The organism is Mycobacterium sp. ACS4054, assembly GCF_001667275.1.
Lineage (GTDB): Bacteria > Actinomycetota > Actinomycetes > Mycobacteriales > Mycobacteriaceae > Mycobacterium.
This window is the reverse complement of record NZ_LZHV01000060.1, coordinates 100,800-118,356: the sequence shown is the minus strand read 5'-3', so window position 1 is coordinate 118,356 and position 17,557 is coordinate 100,800. Positions and strand designations below refer to the sequence as shown.

Annotated in this window: 21 protein-coding genes; 7 read left to right on the top strand and 14 right to left on the bottom strand. The window is 68.6% G+C overall.

What is annotated here, in order from left to right:
- Positions 1-73: 73 nt before the first annotated feature.
- From A5730_RS18515 to A5730_RS18490, 6 genes are all read right to left on the bottom strand, one after another.
- Positions 74-652: a MarR family winged helix-turn-helix transcriptional regulator gene (locus tag A5730_RS18515; protein WP_067903440.1), complete on the bottom strand. Its 579-nt coding sequence runs from the start codon at positions 650-652 to the stop codon at positions 74-76.
- A gap of 123 nt (positions 653-775) precedes the next feature.
- Positions 776-1,111 carry a DUF3140 domain-containing protein gene (locus A5730_RS18510; RefSeq protein ID WP_067903483.1) on the bottom strand — a complete coding sequence of 112 codons (336 nt, stop codon included), beginning with the start codon at positions 1,109-1,111 and terminating at the stop codon, positions 776-778.
- 19 nt (positions 1,112-1,130) lie between these two features.
- The gene (locus A5730_RS18505; RefSeq protein ID WP_055403971.1) at positions 1,131-1,346 is read right to left on the bottom strand and encodes a DUF2945 domain-containing protein; all 216 of its coding nucleotides are present in this window, start codon (positions 1,344-1,346) and stop codon (positions 1,131-1,133) included.
- A 16-nt stretch (positions 1,347-1,362) separates the two neighbouring features.
- On the bottom strand, positions 1,363-2,811 hold the full coding sequence (locus A5730_RS18500) for a DUF2867 domain-containing protein (protein ID WP_067903478.1): 1,449 nt from the start codon (positions 2,809-2,811) through the stop codon (positions 1,363-1,365).
- Positions 2,812-2,815: 4 nt separating this feature from the next.
- Positions 2,816-3,238, bottom strand: coding sequence for a hypothetical protein (locus tag A5730_RS18495; protein ID WP_067903437.1), 423 nt, complete (start codon positions 3,236-3,238; stop codon positions 2,816-2,818).
- Between the two features lie 177 nt (positions 3,239-3,415).
- Positions 3,416-3,709, bottom strand: coding sequence for a lipopolysaccharide assembly LapA domain-containing protein (locus A5730_RS18490; RefSeq protein WP_067903433.1), 294 nt, complete (start codon positions 3,707-3,709; stop codon positions 3,416-3,418).
- A gap of 71 nt (positions 3,710-3,780) precedes the next feature.
- Here A5730_RS18490 and A5730_RS18485 point away from each other — a divergent pair, with 71 nt between their 5' ends.
- The gene (locus tag A5730_RS18485) at positions 3,781-4,014 is read left to right on the top strand and encodes a hypothetical protein (protein ID WP_067903430.1); all 234 of its coding nucleotides are present in this window, start codon (positions 3,781-3,783) and stop codon (positions 4,012-4,014) included.
- Here A5730_RS18485 and A5730_RS18480 read toward each other — a convergent pair.
- From A5730_RS18480 to A5730_RS18445, 8 genes are read right to left on the bottom strand one after another with little or no spacing between them, the layout of a single operon-like run.
- Positions 3,987-4,997: a DUF5914 domain-containing protein gene (locus A5730_RS18480; protein ID WP_067903427.1), complete on the bottom strand. Its 1,011-nt coding sequence runs from the start codon at positions 4,995-4,997 to the stop codon at positions 3,987-3,989. The genes A5730_RS18485 and A5730_RS18480 overlap by 28 nt on opposite strands.
- Positions 4,994-6,523 (bottom strand): NAD(P)/FAD-dependent oxidoreductase, encoded by a 1,530-nt coding sequence (locus A5730_RS18475; RefSeq protein WP_067903424.1) that lies wholly within the window; start codon positions 6,521-6,523, stop codon positions 4,994-4,996. The genes A5730_RS18480 and A5730_RS18475 overlap by 4 nt, the downstream gene beginning before the upstream one ends.
- Entirely contained in the window at positions 6,520-7,245 is a 726-nt protein-coding gene (locus tag A5730_RS18470) for a class I SAM-dependent methyltransferase (RefSeq protein ID WP_067903421.1), read from the bottom strand. Before A5730_RS18470 ends, A5730_RS18475 begins: the two co-directional genes overlap by 4 nt.
- On the bottom strand, positions 7,232-7,543 hold the full coding sequence (locus A5730_RS18465; RefSeq protein WP_067903418.1) for a lycopene cyclase domain-containing protein: 312 nt from the start codon (positions 7,541-7,543) through the stop codon (positions 7,232-7,234). The genes A5730_RS18470 and A5730_RS18465 overlap by 14 nt, the downstream gene beginning before the upstream one ends.
- A complete protein-coding gene (locus A5730_RS18460; protein WP_067903415.1) occupies positions 7,540-7,863 on the bottom strand; it encodes a lycopene cyclase domain-containing protein in 324 nt (107 codons plus the stop codon). Before A5730_RS18460 ends, A5730_RS18465 begins: the two co-directional genes overlap by 4 nt.
- Entirely contained in the window at positions 7,860-8,816 is a 957-nt protein-coding gene (locus A5730_RS18455; RefSeq protein ID WP_067903412.1) for a phytoene/squalene synthase family protein, read from the bottom strand. Before A5730_RS18455 ends, A5730_RS18460 begins: the two co-directional genes overlap by 4 nt.
- On the bottom strand, positions 8,813-10,339 hold the full coding sequence (gene crtI, locus A5730_RS18450; RefSeq protein WP_067903475.1) for a phytoene desaturase family protein: 1,527 nt from the start codon (positions 10,337-10,339) through the stop codon (positions 8,813-8,815). The genes A5730_RS18455 and crtI overlap by 4 nt, the downstream gene beginning before the upstream one ends.
- Positions 10,340-10,367: 28 nt before the next feature.
- Entirely contained in the window at positions 10,368-11,489 is a 1,122-nt protein-coding gene (locus tag A5730_RS18445; protein ID WP_067903472.1) for a polyprenyl synthetase family protein, read from the bottom strand.
- Positions 11,490-11,739: 250 nt separating this feature from the next.
- On the opposite strand from A5730_RS18445, the gene A5730_RS18440 reads away from it, so the two are divergent.
- The 6 genes from A5730_RS18440 (at position 11,740) to A5730_RS18415 (ending at position 17,506) form a co-directional block, all read left to right on the top strand.
- Positions 11,740-12,249, top strand: coding sequence for a MarR family winged helix-turn-helix transcriptional regulator (locus tag A5730_RS18440; RefSeq protein WP_055404327.1), 510 nt, complete (start codon positions 11,740-11,742; stop codon positions 12,247-12,249).
- A 107-nt stretch (positions 12,250-12,356) separates the two neighbouring features.
- Positions 12,357-13,076, top strand: coding sequence for a hypothetical protein (locus A5730_RS18435; protein ID WP_067903408.1), 720 nt, complete (start codon positions 12,357-12,359; stop codon positions 13,074-13,076).
- 595 nt (positions 13,077-13,671) lie between these two features.
- A complete protein-coding gene (locus tag A5730_RS18430; RefSeq protein WP_067903405.1) occupies positions 13,672-14,709 on the top strand; it encodes a sulfate ABC transporter substrate-binding protein in 1,038 nt (345 codons plus the stop codon).
- The gene (gene cysT, locus A5730_RS18425) at positions 14,706-15,596 is read left to right on the top strand and encodes a sulfate ABC transporter permease subunit CysT (RefSeq protein ID WP_067903401.1); all 891 of its coding nucleotides are present in this window, start codon (positions 14,706-14,708) and stop codon (positions 15,594-15,596) included. The genes A5730_RS18430 and cysT overlap by 4 nt, the downstream gene beginning before the upstream one ends.
- Positions 15,593-16,411 (top strand): sulfate ABC transporter permease subunit CysW, encoded by an 819-nt coding sequence (gene cysW / locus A5730_RS18420; protein ID WP_067903398.1) that lies wholly within the window; start codon positions 15,593-15,595, stop codon positions 16,409-16,411. Before cysT ends, cysW begins: the two co-directional genes overlap by 4 nt.
- 15 nt (positions 16,412-16,426) lie before the next feature.
- Positions 16,427-17,506, top strand: a complete 1,080-nt coding sequence (locus tag A5730_RS18415) for a sulfate/molybdate ABC transporter ATP-binding protein (RefSeq protein ID WP_067903395.1) — start codon at positions 16,427-16,429, stop codon at positions 17,504-17,506.
- The last annotated feature ends 51 nt before the right edge of the window (positions 17,507-17,557 follow it).

The window sequence follows — 17,557 nt, the reverse complement described above, 5'->3', positions numbered from 1 at the left end:
CAACGCCGCCACAGCGCACTCGCCGGCCTACCACCCATCAGCCGACTGTGACCAACCTGTTGGCCGAGTACAGCTAGGCCGGGCGATCGCCGGTCTTGGACACGGCGCGGCGCCGGGTCTTGGCCGGTTTGGTGTCGTTGTCGGGCGGCTTGGGGGCCGCTCCGCCGAGTTGCTCCTCGAAGGTGACCATCGCCTCCGTCATCGCCGTGAAAACCCGGTGCGCCGCGAGCAGATCGCGGTCGGGGACATCGGCGAGGGCCTTGTGCAATTCCGCCCCGAGGGGGGTGAAAAACGAGCGGGCCAACGCCATGCCCGGTTCCTCGTAGCGCAGCAGTGTCTTGCGCCGGTCGGTGGGATCGGGCTCGCGCCGCAGGTGGCCGGAGTCGATCATCCGGTCCACCAGGTAGGTGATGGCCGCGGGCGACACGTCCAGGCGCTGCCGCAGCTGCGCCGGCGTCATCGGTGTTCCGGCCGTTTCGGCAACCATGATGTGCAGCAAGGCGTGCAAGTCGGTGCCGCCGACGTCGTTTTGACGGGCGAAGTGCCGGCCGATGCGGTCCGAGTGCGCCGTGAGTGCGCGCATGTCGGCCGACATCAATTTCTCGAGTTCGGCTCGGTTCAGTCGCCGATCGACGGCGCCGCGCTTGGTCACTTATCGGTGTCCTTCTTGCGAGATACGCCGACTAGCGTATCGGCGATCGCCACGCGCGACCCACGAACCCCGGCAAGTGTCTCGCATTTTCTGCCCGATCGGCCGGTGATCTCCCCGAGCGGGTTACGGCTTCGTCGGGTCGTGGCCCCAATTCATCAGCGAGTACCGCCAAGCGCTCTCGTCGACATCGCCCTTGGGGCGTTGCGCCAAATGGCGCTTGGCATAACCGACCACCTTGCGCATATGCGCGAAGTCGTCGCCGGTGAGATCGCTCCGCTTGGCCCTGAGTATGTCGACAATGCGCCGACCGCTGGCGTGACCGGTCGACTCGTCGCCGCCCCGCTTTTGGCCCACACTTTGCGACTGCTCGGTGGCAAGCCAGTGCTCCAGCTCGGTCGCGGTCATGTTGACCGTTTCCCGGAAGCGATTCCAGGTGGTTGCCTCGTCATCGTCTGCCATCATCCATCGCCTTTTCGGTTCAGTCCGCGGGGCGCAACGCGCTCGGCTTGTGCACCGCGTCCGCGCCGGTCTTGTCGCTGCGAACCTTGTACTGAGGTTCGTCTTTGGACGCGCGCACGGTGCGTCCGGCGGCCTCGGTGTCCGAGGTGATCTCGCCTTCGACCGTTCCCCGCACGGTGCTGCCGTGGCTCTTCCACTCCACCTTGTCGCCCTTGTGAAACTTCCGGTCACTCATGTCGCTTCCCCGTTCATCAGTGCGCCGTGGCCGTGACGTCGCGTGCGATGCCGCCGAACACCACATCGCGGTAGGGCGCCGACGCGTTCCAAAAAAGCTGTCCCGCAAGTCCATACGGCTGGAACAACGCCCGCTGGCGGTACCGCGAGCCGCCGTTGCCGTCCGGTGTCGCGGACAGCTCCAGCCATAATCGCCCCGGTAGCGGGATGTCGGCGCGCAGCCGAAGCCGCCGGGGCGCGTCGATGCGCTCCACGCGCCACCAATCCAGGGCCTCGCCTTCATGCAGCTCCTGCCCGTCGAGGGGGCGGCGCCGCGGCCGGACCATGCGCAGCGCCCCGTTGATCCAGCCGCGCAGCGGCCATTCCAACGGGAGCGCCGACCAGTTGCGCTGGGCGACGGCGGTTTGGATGGCCCGCCAAAGCGTTTCGGCATCGGTGCGGCCATCGCGTTGGCGCACATCCTCATACAGCGACCCACCCGCCCACTCCGGGTCGGTGGGCAGCGGTTGGGAAGGCGCCCCGTTCGCGTCGCCGCGGGACCACCGGGTGCGCAGGTCCTTTTCGCGCACGTGCGCCAGCGCGAGTTCGACGGCCTCCTCGTAGTGCGTCAGCCCGCCGTCGGGATCGGGTATGTAGCGGGCGATGTCATGGTCGGCGCACACCACGTCGTTTTCCAGCGACTCCATCAGCGACACGGCCAGTTGGCGGGGCAGGGGAGTGAGCAGGTCCACCCAGGGCGCCGACAGCCGCGGGGTCAGCAACGGCACCGGCACCGCGGGGCGCCTGGGCAACCCCGCGATCACGGCGTACTTGCGGATCATTTCGGTGTAGGTGAAGCGGTCGGGCCCGCCGATGTCGAATGGCCGGTTGACCTCGGCGGGCAGTTCCGCCGCGTGCACCAGGTAGTAGAGCGCGTCGTGGACGGCGATGGGTTGGACGCGGGTGCGCAACCAGCGCGGCGCGACGATGAGCGGCAGCCGCTCGGTGAGGTACCGCAGCATCTCGAAGCTGGCCGAGCCCGCCCCGATGATGGCGGCGGCGCGCAACTCGACGGCGGGCACACCCGAAGCCAGGAACAGCTCGCCCACCTGCGCGCGAGACGCCAGATGATCGGACAGCTCCTGCCCGTCGGGCGTGATGCCCCCGACATAGACGATGCGCGCCAGGCCCGCCTGGGCCGCGCACTCGGCGACGTTGCGGGCGGCGCGCTCGTCGAAGTCGACGAAATCGGGCCGCATCAGCGAATGCACCAGGTAGTACAGGACTTGTCGACCCTCGAGTGCCCGCCGCACCGCGGCCGCATCGATGACGTCGCCCTGCACGACCTCCACCCGGTCCCGCCAGGACACCTCGTCGAGCTTCGCGGGGTCCCTCGCCAGAACGCGCACGCTGTGCCCGTTTTCGAGCAACCGCGGGATGAGCCGCGTGCCCAGGTATCCCGTGGCGCCGAACACGACGCAATGCATCAAATCACTCCTTCGCCGAGTGGTCGGCGGGGACGGCGTCGTGAGCCGGGTGGCCGTGCGTGCGCCGACTCTCCTTCAGCTGCGCTTCGTAGACGTGTCGGCGGCCGCCGGTGAGCCGACTACGCACCAGGTGCTCGACTTCTTGGAAGCACCGGTAGTAGCCGTCGTCGTAGTCGTCGACGACCTGAAACGTCCACCGGCCCGGTAACACGTTGCGCCCGATCAATTCGTGGCTGATGTGTTGCGCCAGATCGAAGTGTCCGAGGTCGCGCAGCTGCGCGACCGCTTCGTCGAGCTGCAGGTCGGCGCGCCCGGTCAGCTGGTGGAACGAGTAAAGGTGCCCCCGGGCGCGCTCAACGGTCTCCAGAGCCTCGGTGAGCTTGCCCACCGCCCGCGCGACGGCTTCGCTTGCACCGCTGTCGCCCATGGTTCCTCCCCAATCCGTGCTCTGGCATTCCGGCTGAAACAAGGCCCGAATCCCCCGAGATGAGCCCATTAAGTTAATAAACTTAATGTTTAAGTTACTGACAAATCTGCGTTTGCGCCAGCGGTGGTCCCCCGTGAGCGCTTGTCAAGCAAGGGCTTTGCTTTGCGCGCGCGGAGATCAAAGTGTGCGCAGCTGCTTCTTGGCGGCCCTGCGCAGCTGGATCATCCGGGCGGCGCCGACTAGCACCGTCGTGGTCGCGCCCGCCACCGCCGACAACAGGTAGCCCACACCCACCGGCAGGTTCCAGTGGAAACCGAGGAAGTGCACCGTTACCGATTCGGTGTTCTGCGCGACGAAAATGAGCAGAACGATGAGGATCAACAGGCCGACGACAAGCGCCCACCACGCCGCCGCTAGTCGGGTGAAGGATCGAGATGACGGCTCGGGGGAAACGCTCGACTCAGTGCTCATGCTGGTGACTAGCCCCCAGCGGCGGGTGTCAAACCCGTTTAATCGGCCCGGGGTGGGGTATGTGGCCTGCGATGACTGTGAAAGAGATGCCGCAGCGCGTCTGGCGCGGCCGGCGCAAAGTGATGCGCCTGCAGCGGGATTTGTGGCTCGCGCAGATCGCCCTGTGGCCGGCCTTGGTCCTGTCGGTCATTCTGCTGTCGGTGGGCACGTGGGCGTTGTGGCGCCGCAGGTCCCGGGCGCCGCAACCGGATGCGGTGGGCCCGCCGACGGAGTCAGGTCAGGCGAGCCCGGCGCGGACCTGGTAGCGGCGTTCGGCGTAGGCGAGATCATCGCGCCACAGTCTGCTTGCGGCGAGGCGCATCAGCGGCGTGATCAGCGGGGCGACGCGTGACGCGCGCCGGAAACCGGGTCGGTCCGAATGGGCGATGGTCGCCTCCAGGACGGCGGTCCGGGGATGTCCGTCGGGACCCGAACCCATTGGCGTGGCATGCGTTTCGACGGTGCTTCCGGTTCCCTCGCCATCCACGATGCGCATCACGATGGTGCGTGCCTCCGGGCAGCTGAACTCCGCGATGACGGGAACGCCAAGGCGGCCCATCCGGAACGTCACCGCCACCAGGAAGCGATCGGCATGTTCGGTTGGCGTGGTGAGCACTTCGAGGCGCGTGAACGAGTACGGGTGAAACCAGGCGCCATGCCAGGGGTCGAGGCGATTGGCGATGATGTCGTCGGGCTCGCACACCCCCGCCATGCGGGCAACGGCGGACAGCGTCTCGCCGGCCGGCCGGGCCGGGATCACGGGCTCGGGCAACGGGGCCTCCCCGCCGGCTTTGTCCAGCCGCACCCAGACCAGGGTCCCGTCGTCGTGGCCTGGCAATGGGCTCCAACCGAATTCGCGGCCGCGGCCATCCAAAGCCAGCCCATGCCATCGGCAGATCAGGGTGCCGTCGTGCACCGTCCCGGTGGCCAGATCGGCCCCCAGGTGCGGGCAACTGCGGGGGCCCACACAGAGCCGGTGGTCCCCGTCGCGCCAGGCGACTATCTCGACCCCGGCCACCCGCGCCCCGAACGGCCGCCCCGGCCGCACATCGGCACTGCCGGCGAACGCGAACCAGTTTCCGGTGGGCCGTTGCCGGGCCCGTTCCAGCGCGCCCTCGATGATCGCGGGTTGCGCCTGACGGTAGGTTGGGCGTTGCTCGGCCCACGGCGCGCGCGGGATCACCTGCAGGGGCCAGTCTTTGGGCCACGCGGCGGGCCGCAGCTGCTGTAGCTGTTCGCGAATATTCATCGGCGGGCGGCTCCTTCCCGGGTGGCGAGCCATCGCAGCAGGGGTGATCGGCCACGGGTGGGTACGGTGACCAACGGGTGCCCGGCCAGCCCCCATCGTCCCAGCAAATGGTTCGCGGCGCACCAACCCGTGGTGGCGGCGCGCTCCATGAGCGCCACCGGCAGGTCGATGCGGACGGCGTCGCCGGCCAACAACAGCCCGGGCTGCGGAGTAACCACGGCGGGGCGGTCCGCATAGGACCCGGGGGCGAACAGCGGGCAGTCGCTGCGGTGCAGCAGCCGTTCGCAAACGATCTGCGCCGCAGCGGTTTCCGGGTACACCTTGTGCAGCTGGCGTAGCGCCGCCGCGCGCGACGGCGCGGCATCGAGGGCGTAGGAGTGCAACTCAACCACCGATCCACGGTGCGCGCGCGCCCACTCGGCGGCTTCGCGCTCGTAACGCTCGAGCACGCTGATGTTGTCCAGTGGCTCGTGACCGGCCGTGCCCAGGAACGCCGGTCGCCGGTCCGCGACCGGGCGATCGAGCCACAACCGATGCACGGCGAACGGCGGCGCCGTGCGCAGCCGCGCGACCTGCGCGCGCCAGTCATCGGTGCCCAGCCCGGTCGATGCGCCGACGACGCGCTGCAGGCCGGCCACGTCGGTGGCCAGCACCACGGCGTCGGCCTCCACGTCGTCACCCGAATCGGTCCGCACCCGGAAGGATCCCGACGTCTCGATGTCGATGCGCGAGGCGCCGGTCCCGAGCCGGAAGCGCACGTCCCGAGCCTCGAGGTAGCGCCGCAGCGGCTGCCACAGGGCGCTGTCGTAGTTCGACGTGGGCACGTCGAAGATCAGGCCCTCGGAGGAGCCTAGGAAGTAAATGTGGAACATCGTCGCCAACTCGGCCGCCGAAAGCTTCGACGGGTCGGCGAAGAAGCTGCGTGAGAACACCTCGAACGCCAGATGCCTTGCGGCCTCGGGGAATCGGATGCTCTTCAAGAACGTTGCCGCGTCGAAGTGGTCGAGGCGCCCGTAGATGTCCGGAACCGACACCGCGGCCAGCGGCGCGGCAGCCCGGGCGTCGATCGCAAGGAAGTCGCGAAGCCGGAAGGTGGGGCTGCGCGCGGCGAAGGCCACCGCGTTCCACGGCGGGGTGCGCGGCAGCCCCCGGAAGGTGTCGCGCCGGCCGGCGCCGTCGATCAGTGGGTAGTCGTCGACGGCGGTGAGCATCCGCAGCTGCGGATCGATGCGCCCGAGCAGGGCACGCAGGTTGTAGTACTGGCGGAAGAACGCGTGGAAGCCGCGGTTCATCGCCAGCGCGGCGCCGTCCTGGTGCTCGGTCCAGCCGCCCACCCGGCCGCCGAGGTAGGCCTCCCGCTCGATCACCTCGACGGCGACACCGCGTTCGGCCAGGCCGGTGGCGGCGGTCAGCCCCGCGATGCCGCCGCCCACGACGACGACCCGGGGTCGTGATGCCAGCGCGCCGGCGTCGGGCAATCCGGTTGGCGCCGGCCGTGTCTCGCGCCGGCGGTCGGTGACGTTCATAGCGGGGCGTCCGCCAGGAACGTGTGCACGATGTTGGCCTCCCAGCCGGGCATCGTTTCGCTGTGCACCGCGGTGAAGCCCGCATCGGCGAGGCGCTCCCGGAATCGCGCCGCGCCGTCGAACTGCAGCACGCTGCGCCACAGGTAGCGGTACAGCGTCGCGTCCCCGGTGCGCCACCACCCGGCGGGAATGATGATTCCCCAGCACACGGCGTGCCAGATGCGGGTGGCGACCGCGGAATCGCGCACCGAGTACTCGTGCACCGCCAGGGTGGCGCCGGGCCGCAGCAGCGCCCGAAGCTTCCGCAATTGGCCGTCCCGGTCGGCGAGGTTGCGGATCAGGTACGCGGCCAGGATGCCATCGAACGGCCCGCGGATGCCGTGCTCCGCCAGCTGCTCGACCGGGGTGTGCACGAACCGCACCGTCGGCGGCCAGTCCTTCGCGGCCGCGGCGTCGAGCATGCCCCGCGACGCGTCGACGGCCACGATCTCGGCCTCCGGGGCGACGGCCAGCAGCGCCGCCGTCGACGCGCCGGTTCCGCACCCGGCGTCGAGCAGCCGTAAGCCCCTGCCGCGGTCCGGGATTCGCAGGCGGCGCGCGGACAGCAGCAGGTGTTCGTGGTAGCCGGGGCTGGAGCCCACCAGCCGGTCGTATGCCGTCGCCCCCGCGTCGAACGCGGCCGACAATTCGCCGGGGGTGGGCCGGGCTTCACCGACGCGCACGTTGGCGTTCCCAGAGCAGTAGCACCGCGGTGGCAAGCGCGAAGCCGAACAAGAAGTCCTCGACCGGGATATCGAACGGGAAGCGCAGGCCGATGATGTGGCGAGGGTTGTAGCGGACGATCGGGGAGCTGAGTTTGGTCAGCCAGCCATCGACCGGAACCTGGAATCCGAGAATGATCAACATCGACAGCCAGTAGGCCGGTCGACGGAAGAGGCCGGTGCGCAGGACCGCCAATTCCCATGCGCAGACTGCCAATACGGCCGCGACGGCCGGCAGCGTGTAGCCCAGGCCGGTCATCGGCGGTGGACCCTGTCCAGGATGGTGCTCACGGCGTTGTAGGTCAGCAGCGCGCAAATCGGGATGACGACGAAGAACAGCACCTCTTCGATCGGCACCCGGAACGGGATGTTCACGCCGGTGATGTAGGCGGCGTCGTACGTCCAGACGTGCGCGGCGATGGCGATCTCGTCCCAGAGCAGAAACACCGCGGTCACCGGCGCGACCGCCTTCGCGAGCCGCCGCCATTGCCGGTAGACGCCGGGACGGAACATCTCCAGGGGCGCGGTGATCGCCAGGCATGCCGCCAGAACCAGCAGATATTGCCAGCGATCGGTCATGCGGCCCCCGGGGCATCCGAAACACCGGGCGAACTGTTGCGCGCCCGCCACGACCGTATCAGCCCCACACCGGCAGCCTGGAGTCGTCGGGCCCGGCCGACCGTGGCCCGGTGGGTGAACACCGCGAAGTCGCTTTCTTCGATGCGGTCCAGGATTTCCGAGTACAACGCCGCCGCGGTGGCCACGCACGGTCGTGAGCGCGGGCTGAGCATGGCGATCCCGTCGGCGGCGAAACGGTATGTGTCCCGGGTGATCTCGTGCTGAGCCGCCAGCGCCTCGCGGACCCGCGGGTCGGTTCGGCGGTGCTGATGGCACCAGGTGAGCAGCTCGCGATCGACCCCGTGGGCGGCGAGTTCGTCGGCCGGCAGGTAGACCCGCTGGCGCAGCAGGTCTTCGTCGACATCGCGCAGGAAGTTGGTGAGCTGGAATGCCCTGCCCAGCGCCGCGGCATAAGGCGCGGCCTCCTCGACCGACGTGACGGTGCCGAGGACCGGAAGTACTTGCAGCCCAATGGCTTCGGCGGACCCGCGCATGTAGAGGTTGAGCGCACCGCGGTCGGGATAGTCGGTGATGGTGAGGTCCATCCGCATCGACGCCAGGAAGTCGTCGAACAACTCGGTCGCGATCCGGTACCGGCGCGCGGTGTGGGTGACCGCGGCGAGCACGGGATCGTCGAGATGGTCTCCGCCGGCGAAGAACTGGTCGGCCAGCTGCTGCAGGCGCATGCCGCGAACGTCGGTACTCAGCTGCGGGTTCAGGTCGTCGAGGATGTCGTCGGCGTAGCGCGCGAACCCGTAGAGGGCGTGCACCGCCGGTCGTTGGTCGGGCGCCAGCAGGCGGGTGGCCAGAAAGAAGGTGCGGCCGTGTGCGGCATTGAGTTCCCGGCAGCGCCGATACCCCTTGCGCAGCCGCGGATCGTCGATTCCGGCCGCGTCCAACTCGCTGCGGATCATGTCAGCCCGGCTTTCAGGTCGTGGTGCGTCGTCGTGGCCCGGCCGGCATTGGGGCCGGTGATGCGGTCGGCGGCCAGCCGGCCCGAGATCAGCGTGGTGGGCACGCCGACGCCGGGCACCGTCGACGACCCGGCGAGCACGGCGTTCTCGACGCCGCGGACCATGTTGGCCGGCCGGAATGGACCCGTCTGCCCGAAGGTGTGCGCCAGCGCGAACGGGCTGCCCGCGGCCATGCCCTGACGCGCCCAGTCGGCCGGCGTGACGACGTCCAAAATCGTTGCGTCGTCGGCCAACCCGGGCAGCAGGCGGGCGGAGACATGCTCGATGAGGGTGTCGACGTACCGGGTGCCGACCGCGTCCCAGTCGACGGCGCCGCGATCCAGATTCGGCGCCGGGGCCAGCACGTAGAGCAGGTCGCGCCCGTCCGGGGCGAGCGTCGGGTCGCTCGCGGTGGGACGGGTGACCAACAGCGACGGATCCCGCATCGGTCGTCCATCGCGAATGATGTCGGTGAAGGTCTGATCCCAGGATTCACCGAACAGGATCGTATGGTGCGCCGCCTCGGACGCGACGCGGCGGCAGCCCAGGTGGGCAACCACCGCCGACGGTGCCGCCCGCAGCCGCAGGGGTCGGCGCGGCGTGCGTCCCAATAGTTCATAGGTCTTCGGCAACTCGGTGGTCAGCACCACCGCGTCGCAGGCGATGGGATCCGTGCGATCCGTCCGCACGGCCGTGACCCGCCCGGCGGTGCGGTCCAGCCCGGTAACCGTGGCGCCGTAGCGGAATTCGACCCCGGCGTCGGCGGCCGCCGCGGCCAACGCGTCGGGCAGCGCACGGACGCCGCCGCGCGGAAAGAACACCCCCGCGACGGTGTCCATGTAGGCGATGACCGCGTAGACGGCCAGGGCGTTTCGCGGTGCCACGCCCGCGTACAGCGACTGGAAGGTGAACACCCGCTGCAGCCGGGCGTCGCTGAGGTGGCGCTTGACCACGCGATCCCACTTGCGGAAACCGCCGATCGCGATCAGCCGTGCCAATTGCGGTGTGAGCAACGACAACGGGGAGTCGAAATTGGCGGCGATGAACCCGTCGAACTCGATCCGGTACAGCCGTTTGAGCCATTCGCGCAGCCGCCGGTAGCCCGCTGCCTGACCGGAGCCGGCGAACTCTTCGATGGCGGTCGTCATCCGCTCCGGATCGGTGTGCACGTCGAGCGCGCTGCCGTCGGCGAACACCGCCCGGTAGGCCGGATCGAGCGGCAGCAGCTCCAGCCGGCCGGACAAGCTTTGACCCACCGCCGCCAAAGCCTCGTCGATGATGTCCGGCATCGTCAGGACCGTGGGCCCGGTGTCGATGCGATAGCCGTCGACGTCGAGCCGCCCGGCCCGCCCGCCGGGCCAGGGCTCGCGCTCGACCACGGTGACCGTGCGGCCCCGGCCGGCCAGGTGCAATGCGGCGGACAGTCCCGCCAGGCCGGCGCCGACCACCACCACGTGCTCGCTGCGTCCTTCGATGGTCCGCATCTTTACCATGCTCCCAAACTCATCGCGCTCATTCGGCACGATCCGTGCAGGCGGTCGCCATGTGGTCCAGCGCGGCCCGGACCGGCTCGTCGATCGAGGTGTCGCCGAGGTGTTCGCGGGCGGCCGCGACCCGGTCGCTGATCATCTCCTCGATCAGCTTCAGGGCCCCGGTCGCGACGATCAACGCTTTCCATCGCTCGAGCGCGTCGTCGCCAAGGAAGTGGCCGTTCATCAGTTCGGACAATTCGGCCCGGGTCGGCGGATCGGCCAGCTGGTGAGCGGTCACCACGACACTGGTTGCCTTGCGCTCCAACAGATCTCCGGCACAGGGCTTCCCGGTGGTCGAGGGCGAGCCGAAGACGCCGAGCACGTCGTCGCGCAGCTGGAACGCCTCCCCGACGGCGGCGCCGTACCGGCCGAGCTGGGTCAGCGTCCGGTCGTCGCAATCGGACATCGTCGCGCCGATTTCCAGCGGCCGCCGCACGGTGTAGTTGCCCGACTTTCGGCGCGCCACATCCAGCACGGCCTCCAGCGTGGGCATGTGCCGAACGTCGCTCGTCAGGTCGGCGAACTGGCCCACCGCCAACTCGGTGCGCATCGTGTCGTACCGGGGCCACGCCCGGCGCAAACCCCGGGCGTCGACGCCGCTCTCGCGCAGCATCTGCTCGGACCAGATGAGGCAGAGGTCGCCCAGCAGGATGGCGGCCGATTCGCCGAACCGCCGTGACGAGCCGGATAGCCCGCGCTCGCGATGCCATTGGGCGAATTGCCGGTGCGCCGCGGGACGGCCCCGGCGTTCGGCCGAACCGTCCATGACGTCGTCTTGCAGCAGCGCGAAGACGTGCAGCAACTCGAAACTGGCGGCGGCGCGCAACGCCGCGGCACCGGGCGCGGCGCCGCAGAGCCACCCCAGGTACACGAAGGTCGACCGCAGGCACTTGCCGCCCGAGGTGAAGTCGAGCAAGATTTCGCCGGCGGCGTCGACGCGGGTGTCGCCCAACTCGAATCGCCGCGGCTCGAGGAAGTCTGCGAGGTGGGCGAGAACTCCCCGCCGCACGTCCGAACGCCACTCTTCGAAGGGGGCGGTGCCGGCCCATTGCGCCGGGCGGGCCGGCGACTCGGTGGCGGTTGTCAACGACAAAGCACCCATCTTGGCCACGCGCTCCCTCCCGGACGGCTGGCATTCCCAGGCTAGGACGGCCCAAACACCGGCGGTCATACCCGCTGCTCGGACCGACAAAACGGCCTAGCGGTCCGCGCCCGGGTCGCCCATCACCTTCAGTTACTTAAACATTAACTTACTGAAGTTCATCGCGCAGCGCCAGTCCTAGGGCGTCTGCCGGGGAGGCGTTTCAGGTAATTAACCATTAACCAACTGAAATTTCCCCGCGTTCGGGGATATGCTGCACACCGTTATGGACGCTGATGAGCAGCGCCGCCGACGCGACGCGCTGGAGTCGCTGATCACCGCCGATCTGCGGGAGATATCAACCGAATCAGACCAGATCGGACGGCAGTTCGCGGCATCACACCGGTTGCGGCCCAATGACTTTCGCGCGCTGATGTACGTCACGGTGGCGGAGCTCGCGGGACGTCCGATGACCTCCGGTGATCTCAGCCAGCGGATGGGCCTGTCCGGTTCGGCCATCACCTACCTGGTGGATCGGCTGATCGACTCCGGCCATATTCGTCGGGATTCCCACCCCGATGACCGCCGAAAGGTGGTCTTGCGACACGGCGAATCCGGTCTGGCCACCGCCCGGTCGTTCTTCAGTCCCCTCGGCGAACACACCCATGTTGCCCTCGAGGAGCTGCCCGACACCGACCTGGCGGCGGCGCATCGCGTGCTCGGCGCGCTGATCGACGCGATGCGCCGGTTTCAAGGCGATCTGGGCAGCGCCGAGCCATGACCGTTTCGCCTGGCCCCGGGCGGTTTGGCGGTGCCTCCCGCGGGTAATCACGGGCCCATAGCGTGTCCGCGAATCCCTCGGACGGATGTGAGGGGTGGTGGGGCCCAATGGGAACGGTCGACTGCCGGTACGGTCGCCTGGCGACCACATTCGCGGTCGCGTTGCTGGCCGTCGGCGCATCGGCGCAGGCCGTGGCGGACCCGGCCATCACGGCCTTCCCGGGCATGGAGATTCGGCAAGGCGCCACGGTTTGCATGATCGGCCTCGTCGAGCCGCGCCTGAGGGTGGCCGTGACGAGCGGCCAATGCGGCAACGGTGAGGCGGCCGTCACCGATCACGACGGACACCCGCTGGGGACGGTGGTGCTAGCCCGGCGCCAGACCGCCGACGACGCAGCGGCGGACGGGGCGATGTCGCCGGTCGAATACGAGGTGATCGCGCTTGCCTCCGGTGTGAGCGCCACCGACGTGCTTCCGACTGGCCGCCAACTGAAATCCACGCCGGGCCTGCGCGCACAACCCGGCCTCCCGGTGTGCCAGTTCCGGCGGTCGGTTGGCCAACGCTGCGGGTCGATCAGCTCGGTCAGCAACGGCCGCTTCATCGTCGCCGACGTCGCCGTGGACAGTCGCGACTTCGGTGGCCCGGTGTATGCCCTCACCGACGACGGCGCGGCCGTGATCGTGGGGTTGTTCGAGGGCATCTGGGGAGCGGTGCCCGAAATGGAGTCGTGGCAGGCGGTCATGCAGCAGGTCGCCATCGACGGGCGCGCGCAGAACCAGCCGCCACAGCCGTCGGACGGAGCGCGCATGATCGGCCGGCACGTCTGAAGTTCATTTCCATCACCGTGACTTTTACGTCCACGCGCCAAGGGACGACGCCGCAACCATCGGGGCCCGGCCGTCGCCACGTCCGCGCCGAGCGGCGTCGTCCGCGTCCGCCAGCCGGTCGAGTCTCCGCGCGCCCGGTCGGCCCGCCCGGCGAGTCCGGCGGTCACCGGGACGTCTTCACGCTGTGGCTTTATCGTGTTGCCTGCGAATTAGGGTTCGCGCCGAGCGGCGCGTGGACGCTGCGGTCGGCTGGCGTTGCTGGAAGGCACGCCCGGCGGGGCCCACGTTTTGAACCGTCCGGCCGCCGGGTGGGTGTTACGCGTCGGTAAACGCGCCGTCGGCCACCCGAAACGTCCCTTGGCTTAATGGCGGTCGCGTCCGCCACGTGGCGCCCCTGTCGACCCGCGAAGCCACCCGCGCATTGTTACGCTTCGGGCCATGCGCGTCGCACGGGATGTTTGCTCGGTGGTCGTGCGCTGTTGTCGTTGCTGACCATCCCGCGCGCGGACCGGATCACTTCACCCCGGGTGACGGTCGAGACGCCCATCCGCAGCTACGGGACGCATGGATCACGCTCCGCCCCGGAAGGCCATCAATGTTCAGCAGCACCAGCAGCGCCCGGCGCGGGCGGCGACTCGCCGCCCTCGCCGGTTTGATCGGGCTCGTCACCGCATGTGGCGGGGGCGCCAGCGATGCCGTAGGCGGCGGCGGACCGACGAGCGCGAACACCAAGATCACCCTGGTCGCCTACTCGGTCCCCGAACCCGGTTGGAGCAAGATCATTTCCGCGTTCAACGGCTCGGTCGAGGGCAGGGGCGTGCAGGTGGTCGCGTCGTACGCCGCCTCGGCCGACCAGTCTCGCGGCGTGGTGGAAGGCAAACCGGCCGACGTCGTGAACTTCTCGGTCGAGCCCGACATCACCCGATTGGTCAAGGCGGGCAAGGTTTCCGCGGATTGGGACAAAGATGCCAGGAAAGGCATTCCATTCGGGTCTGTGGTGACTTTGGTTGTGCGCAAGGGGAATCCGAAGAACATTTGGGATTGGGACGACTTGCTGCGGCCCGGCATCGAGGTGGTCACGCCCAGCCCGCTGAGCTCGGGTTCGGCCAAATGGAACCTGGTTGCCCCGTACGCGGCCAAGAGCGGCGGTGGGACGGATACCGGAGCCGGCATCGAATTCATCAGCAAGCTGGTTCACGAACACGTCAAGCTGCGGCCCAGTTCGGGGCGGCTGGCCACCGATGTCTTCGTGGAAGGCAGTGGCGACGTGCTGATCAGCTACGAGAATGAGGCGATCGCCGTTGAGCGGCAAGGCAAGCCGGTCGAACACATCACCCCGTCGCAGACGTTCAAGATCGAGAACCCGCTGGCCGTCATCGCGACGAGTCAACACCTCGACGCCGCGATCGCCTTCGCGAACTTCCAGTACACGGCGGCGGCGCAACGGATATGGGCCGAGGCGGGTTTTCGGCCGGTCGAGCCCGCCGTGGCGGACAAGTTCCGCGGCTTGTATCCCGTGCCGATGAAGTTGTGGACGATCACCGACCTCGGCGGGTGGGCCAACGTCGATCGGCAGCTGTTCGACAAGAGCACCGGCAGCATCACCAAGGTTTACCTGAAGGCCACGGGATGACGGCCGCCGTCATCCCGGACCCTGAGGCGATCCGGCCCGAACTCGCCCCGCCCGGCATCCGGCTGCCGCATCGGCCGCCGGCACGCCCTCCCGGCCCGTCGGGCGGAATGCCGCTCGGAGTCGGGATAGCGGGCCTGTGGCTGTCGCTGATCGTGCTGCTGCCGTTGGCCGCGATCGCCTGGCAGGCCGTGGGTGGGGGCTGGGAGGCCTTCTGGCTGGCCATCACCTCGCACGCCGCGCTGGAGTCGTTCAGGGTGACCCTGATGGTCTCCGTGGTCGTCACGATCATCAACCTGGTGTGCGGCCTGGCGACCGCCTGGGTGCTGGTGCGCGACGACTTCATCGGCAAGGGCGTGCTCGACGCCATCATCGATCTGCCGTTCGCGTTGCCCACCATCGTCACCAGCCTGGTGATGCTTGCCCTCTACGGCAAGAACAGCCCGATCGGTCTCCATCTGCAGCACACTCCGCCGGGCGTCACGGTGGCGTTGATCTTCGTGACACTGCCCATGGTCGTGCGCGCCATTCAGCCGGTGTTGCTGGAGATCGACCGCGAAGTCGAGGAGGCGGCCGCCTCATTGGGTGCCACCGGCCCGAAGGTGTTCACGTCGATCATCTTGCCGTCGCTGCTTCCGGCGCTGCTATCCGGTGCGGGACTGGCGTTTTCGCGCTGCATCGGCGAATTCGGCTCGGTGGTGACGATCGGTGGGCAGGTGCCCGGCAAGACGGAGGTGTCCTCGCAGTGGATCCGCGCCCTGATCGAGAACGACGACCGGACCGGCGCCGCCGCGATATCGATCGTGTTGCTGTCGATTTCGTTCGCCGTGCTGTTCCTGTTGCGCATCGTCGGTGGTCGCAGGGCGCGCCGTGAGGAGAAAGCCCCGTGACGCCGGTGAGCTGGGGCCGTTACCTGACGCGGTTCGCGGTGCTGATCTACCTCGGCGTGATGCTGATCGCTCCGGTGGCGATCATTCTGTGGCGGACGTTTCGACCCGGCGTCAGCCAGTTCTACGACTGGATAACCACGCCCGCCGCGATCTCGGCGTTGCAGCTGTCGCTGCTCGTGGTGGCCATTGTCGTCCCGCTGAATGTCATCTTCGGGGTGCTGGTCGCACTCCTGTTGGCCCGCGGCCGATTTCGCGGCCGCGGCGTGCTGCAGACGGTCGTCGATCTCCCGTTCGCCGTGTCGCCGATCATCGTGGGCGTCGCCCTGATCGTGTTGTGGGGGTCGGCCGGGTTGTTGGGCTTCGTCGAGAAGGATCTCGGCCTCACGATCATTTTCAGCACCCCCGGCATCGTGCTGGCCAGTATCTTCGTCACGCTGCCGTTCGTGGTGCGCGAGGTTCAGCCGGTACTCCAAGAGGTGGGTATCGAGCAGGAGCAGGCGGCCGCCACCCTCGGTTCCCAGTGGAGGCAGACGTTTTGGCGGATCACGTTGCCGTCGATTCGATGGGGGCTGATCTACGGCATCGTGCTCACCACCGCCCGGACCCTCGGGGAATTCGGCGGGGTGATCATGGTGTCGTCCAATCTCCCGGGGGAGTCGCAGACCCTCACGCTGCTGGTCAACGACCGCTACAACCGGGGAGCGGAGTACGGCGCCTACGCCCTGTCGACGTTGATGATGGGCGTGGCGATCACATTCCTGATTGTCAAGGTAGTTCTGCAGATTCGCCGAGCGCGCGCGAAAATCGAGGTTTGACAAGGAGACTCGGACATGACCCAGAGCAACAATCCCGACTCGCATGCGATCACGGTGCGCGATGCCTACAAGCGCTATGGCGACTTCGTCGCCCTGGACCACGTGGACTTCGTCGTACCCACCGGCTCGCTGACGGCGCTGCTGGGTCCCAGCGGCTCGGGTAAGTCGACGCTGCTGCGCACGATCGCGGGCCTCGACCAGCCGGACGGCGGGACGATCACGATCGGGGATCGCGACGTGACGAACGTGCCGCCGCAGCGGCGCGGCATCGGCTTCGTATTCCAGCACTACGCCGCGTTCAAGCACATGACCGTCCGCGACAACGTCGCGTACGGTCTGAAGATCCGCAAACGGCCGAAAGCCGACATCAAGGCGAAGGTCGACCACCTGCTGGAGGTGGTGGGGCTCACGGGATTTCAGGGCCGCTACCCGAATCAGCTGTCCGGCGGCCAGCGTCAGCGCATGGCGCTGGCCCGGGCCCTGGCGGTCGACCCGCAGGTGCTGTTGCTCGACGAGCCGTTCGGCGCGCTGGACGCCAAGGTGCGCGAGGATCTTCGCGCCTGGCTGCGGCGCCTGCATGACGAGGTGCACGTCACCACCGTCCTGGTCACCCATGATCAGACGGAGGCGCTGGACGTGGCGGACCGGATCGCCGTGCTCAACAAGGGGCGCATCGAGCAGGTCGGGTCGCCCAGCGACGTTTATGACTCCCCGGCCAACCCATTCGTGATGTCGTTTCTCGGTGCGGTGTCGGAGCTCAACGGCGCCCTCGTCCGCCCGCACGACATCCGGGTGGGTCGCAATCCCCAGATGGCGATCGCCGGCGGTGACGGCAGCGCGGCATCCGTCGGCGTGGTGGCCGCGACCGTCGACCGGGTGGTCACATTGGGCTTCGAGGTGCGGGTCGAGTTGACCAGTTCCGCCAGCGGCGGGCCGTTCACCGCCCAGATCACCCGCGGTGACGCCGAAGCGCTGGCGCTGCGCGAGGGCGACACCGTCTACGTCCGAGCCACCCGCGTCCCACCGATCGGCCGTGCGGTCACCCGCGCGACGGGCGGGGCCGACCACGACGAGACGACGCTGACATCCGCATGAGCGGGTGAGGAACGCCGCGGGTTTCCGCCGCGCGGAAACGGGAACCCGCCG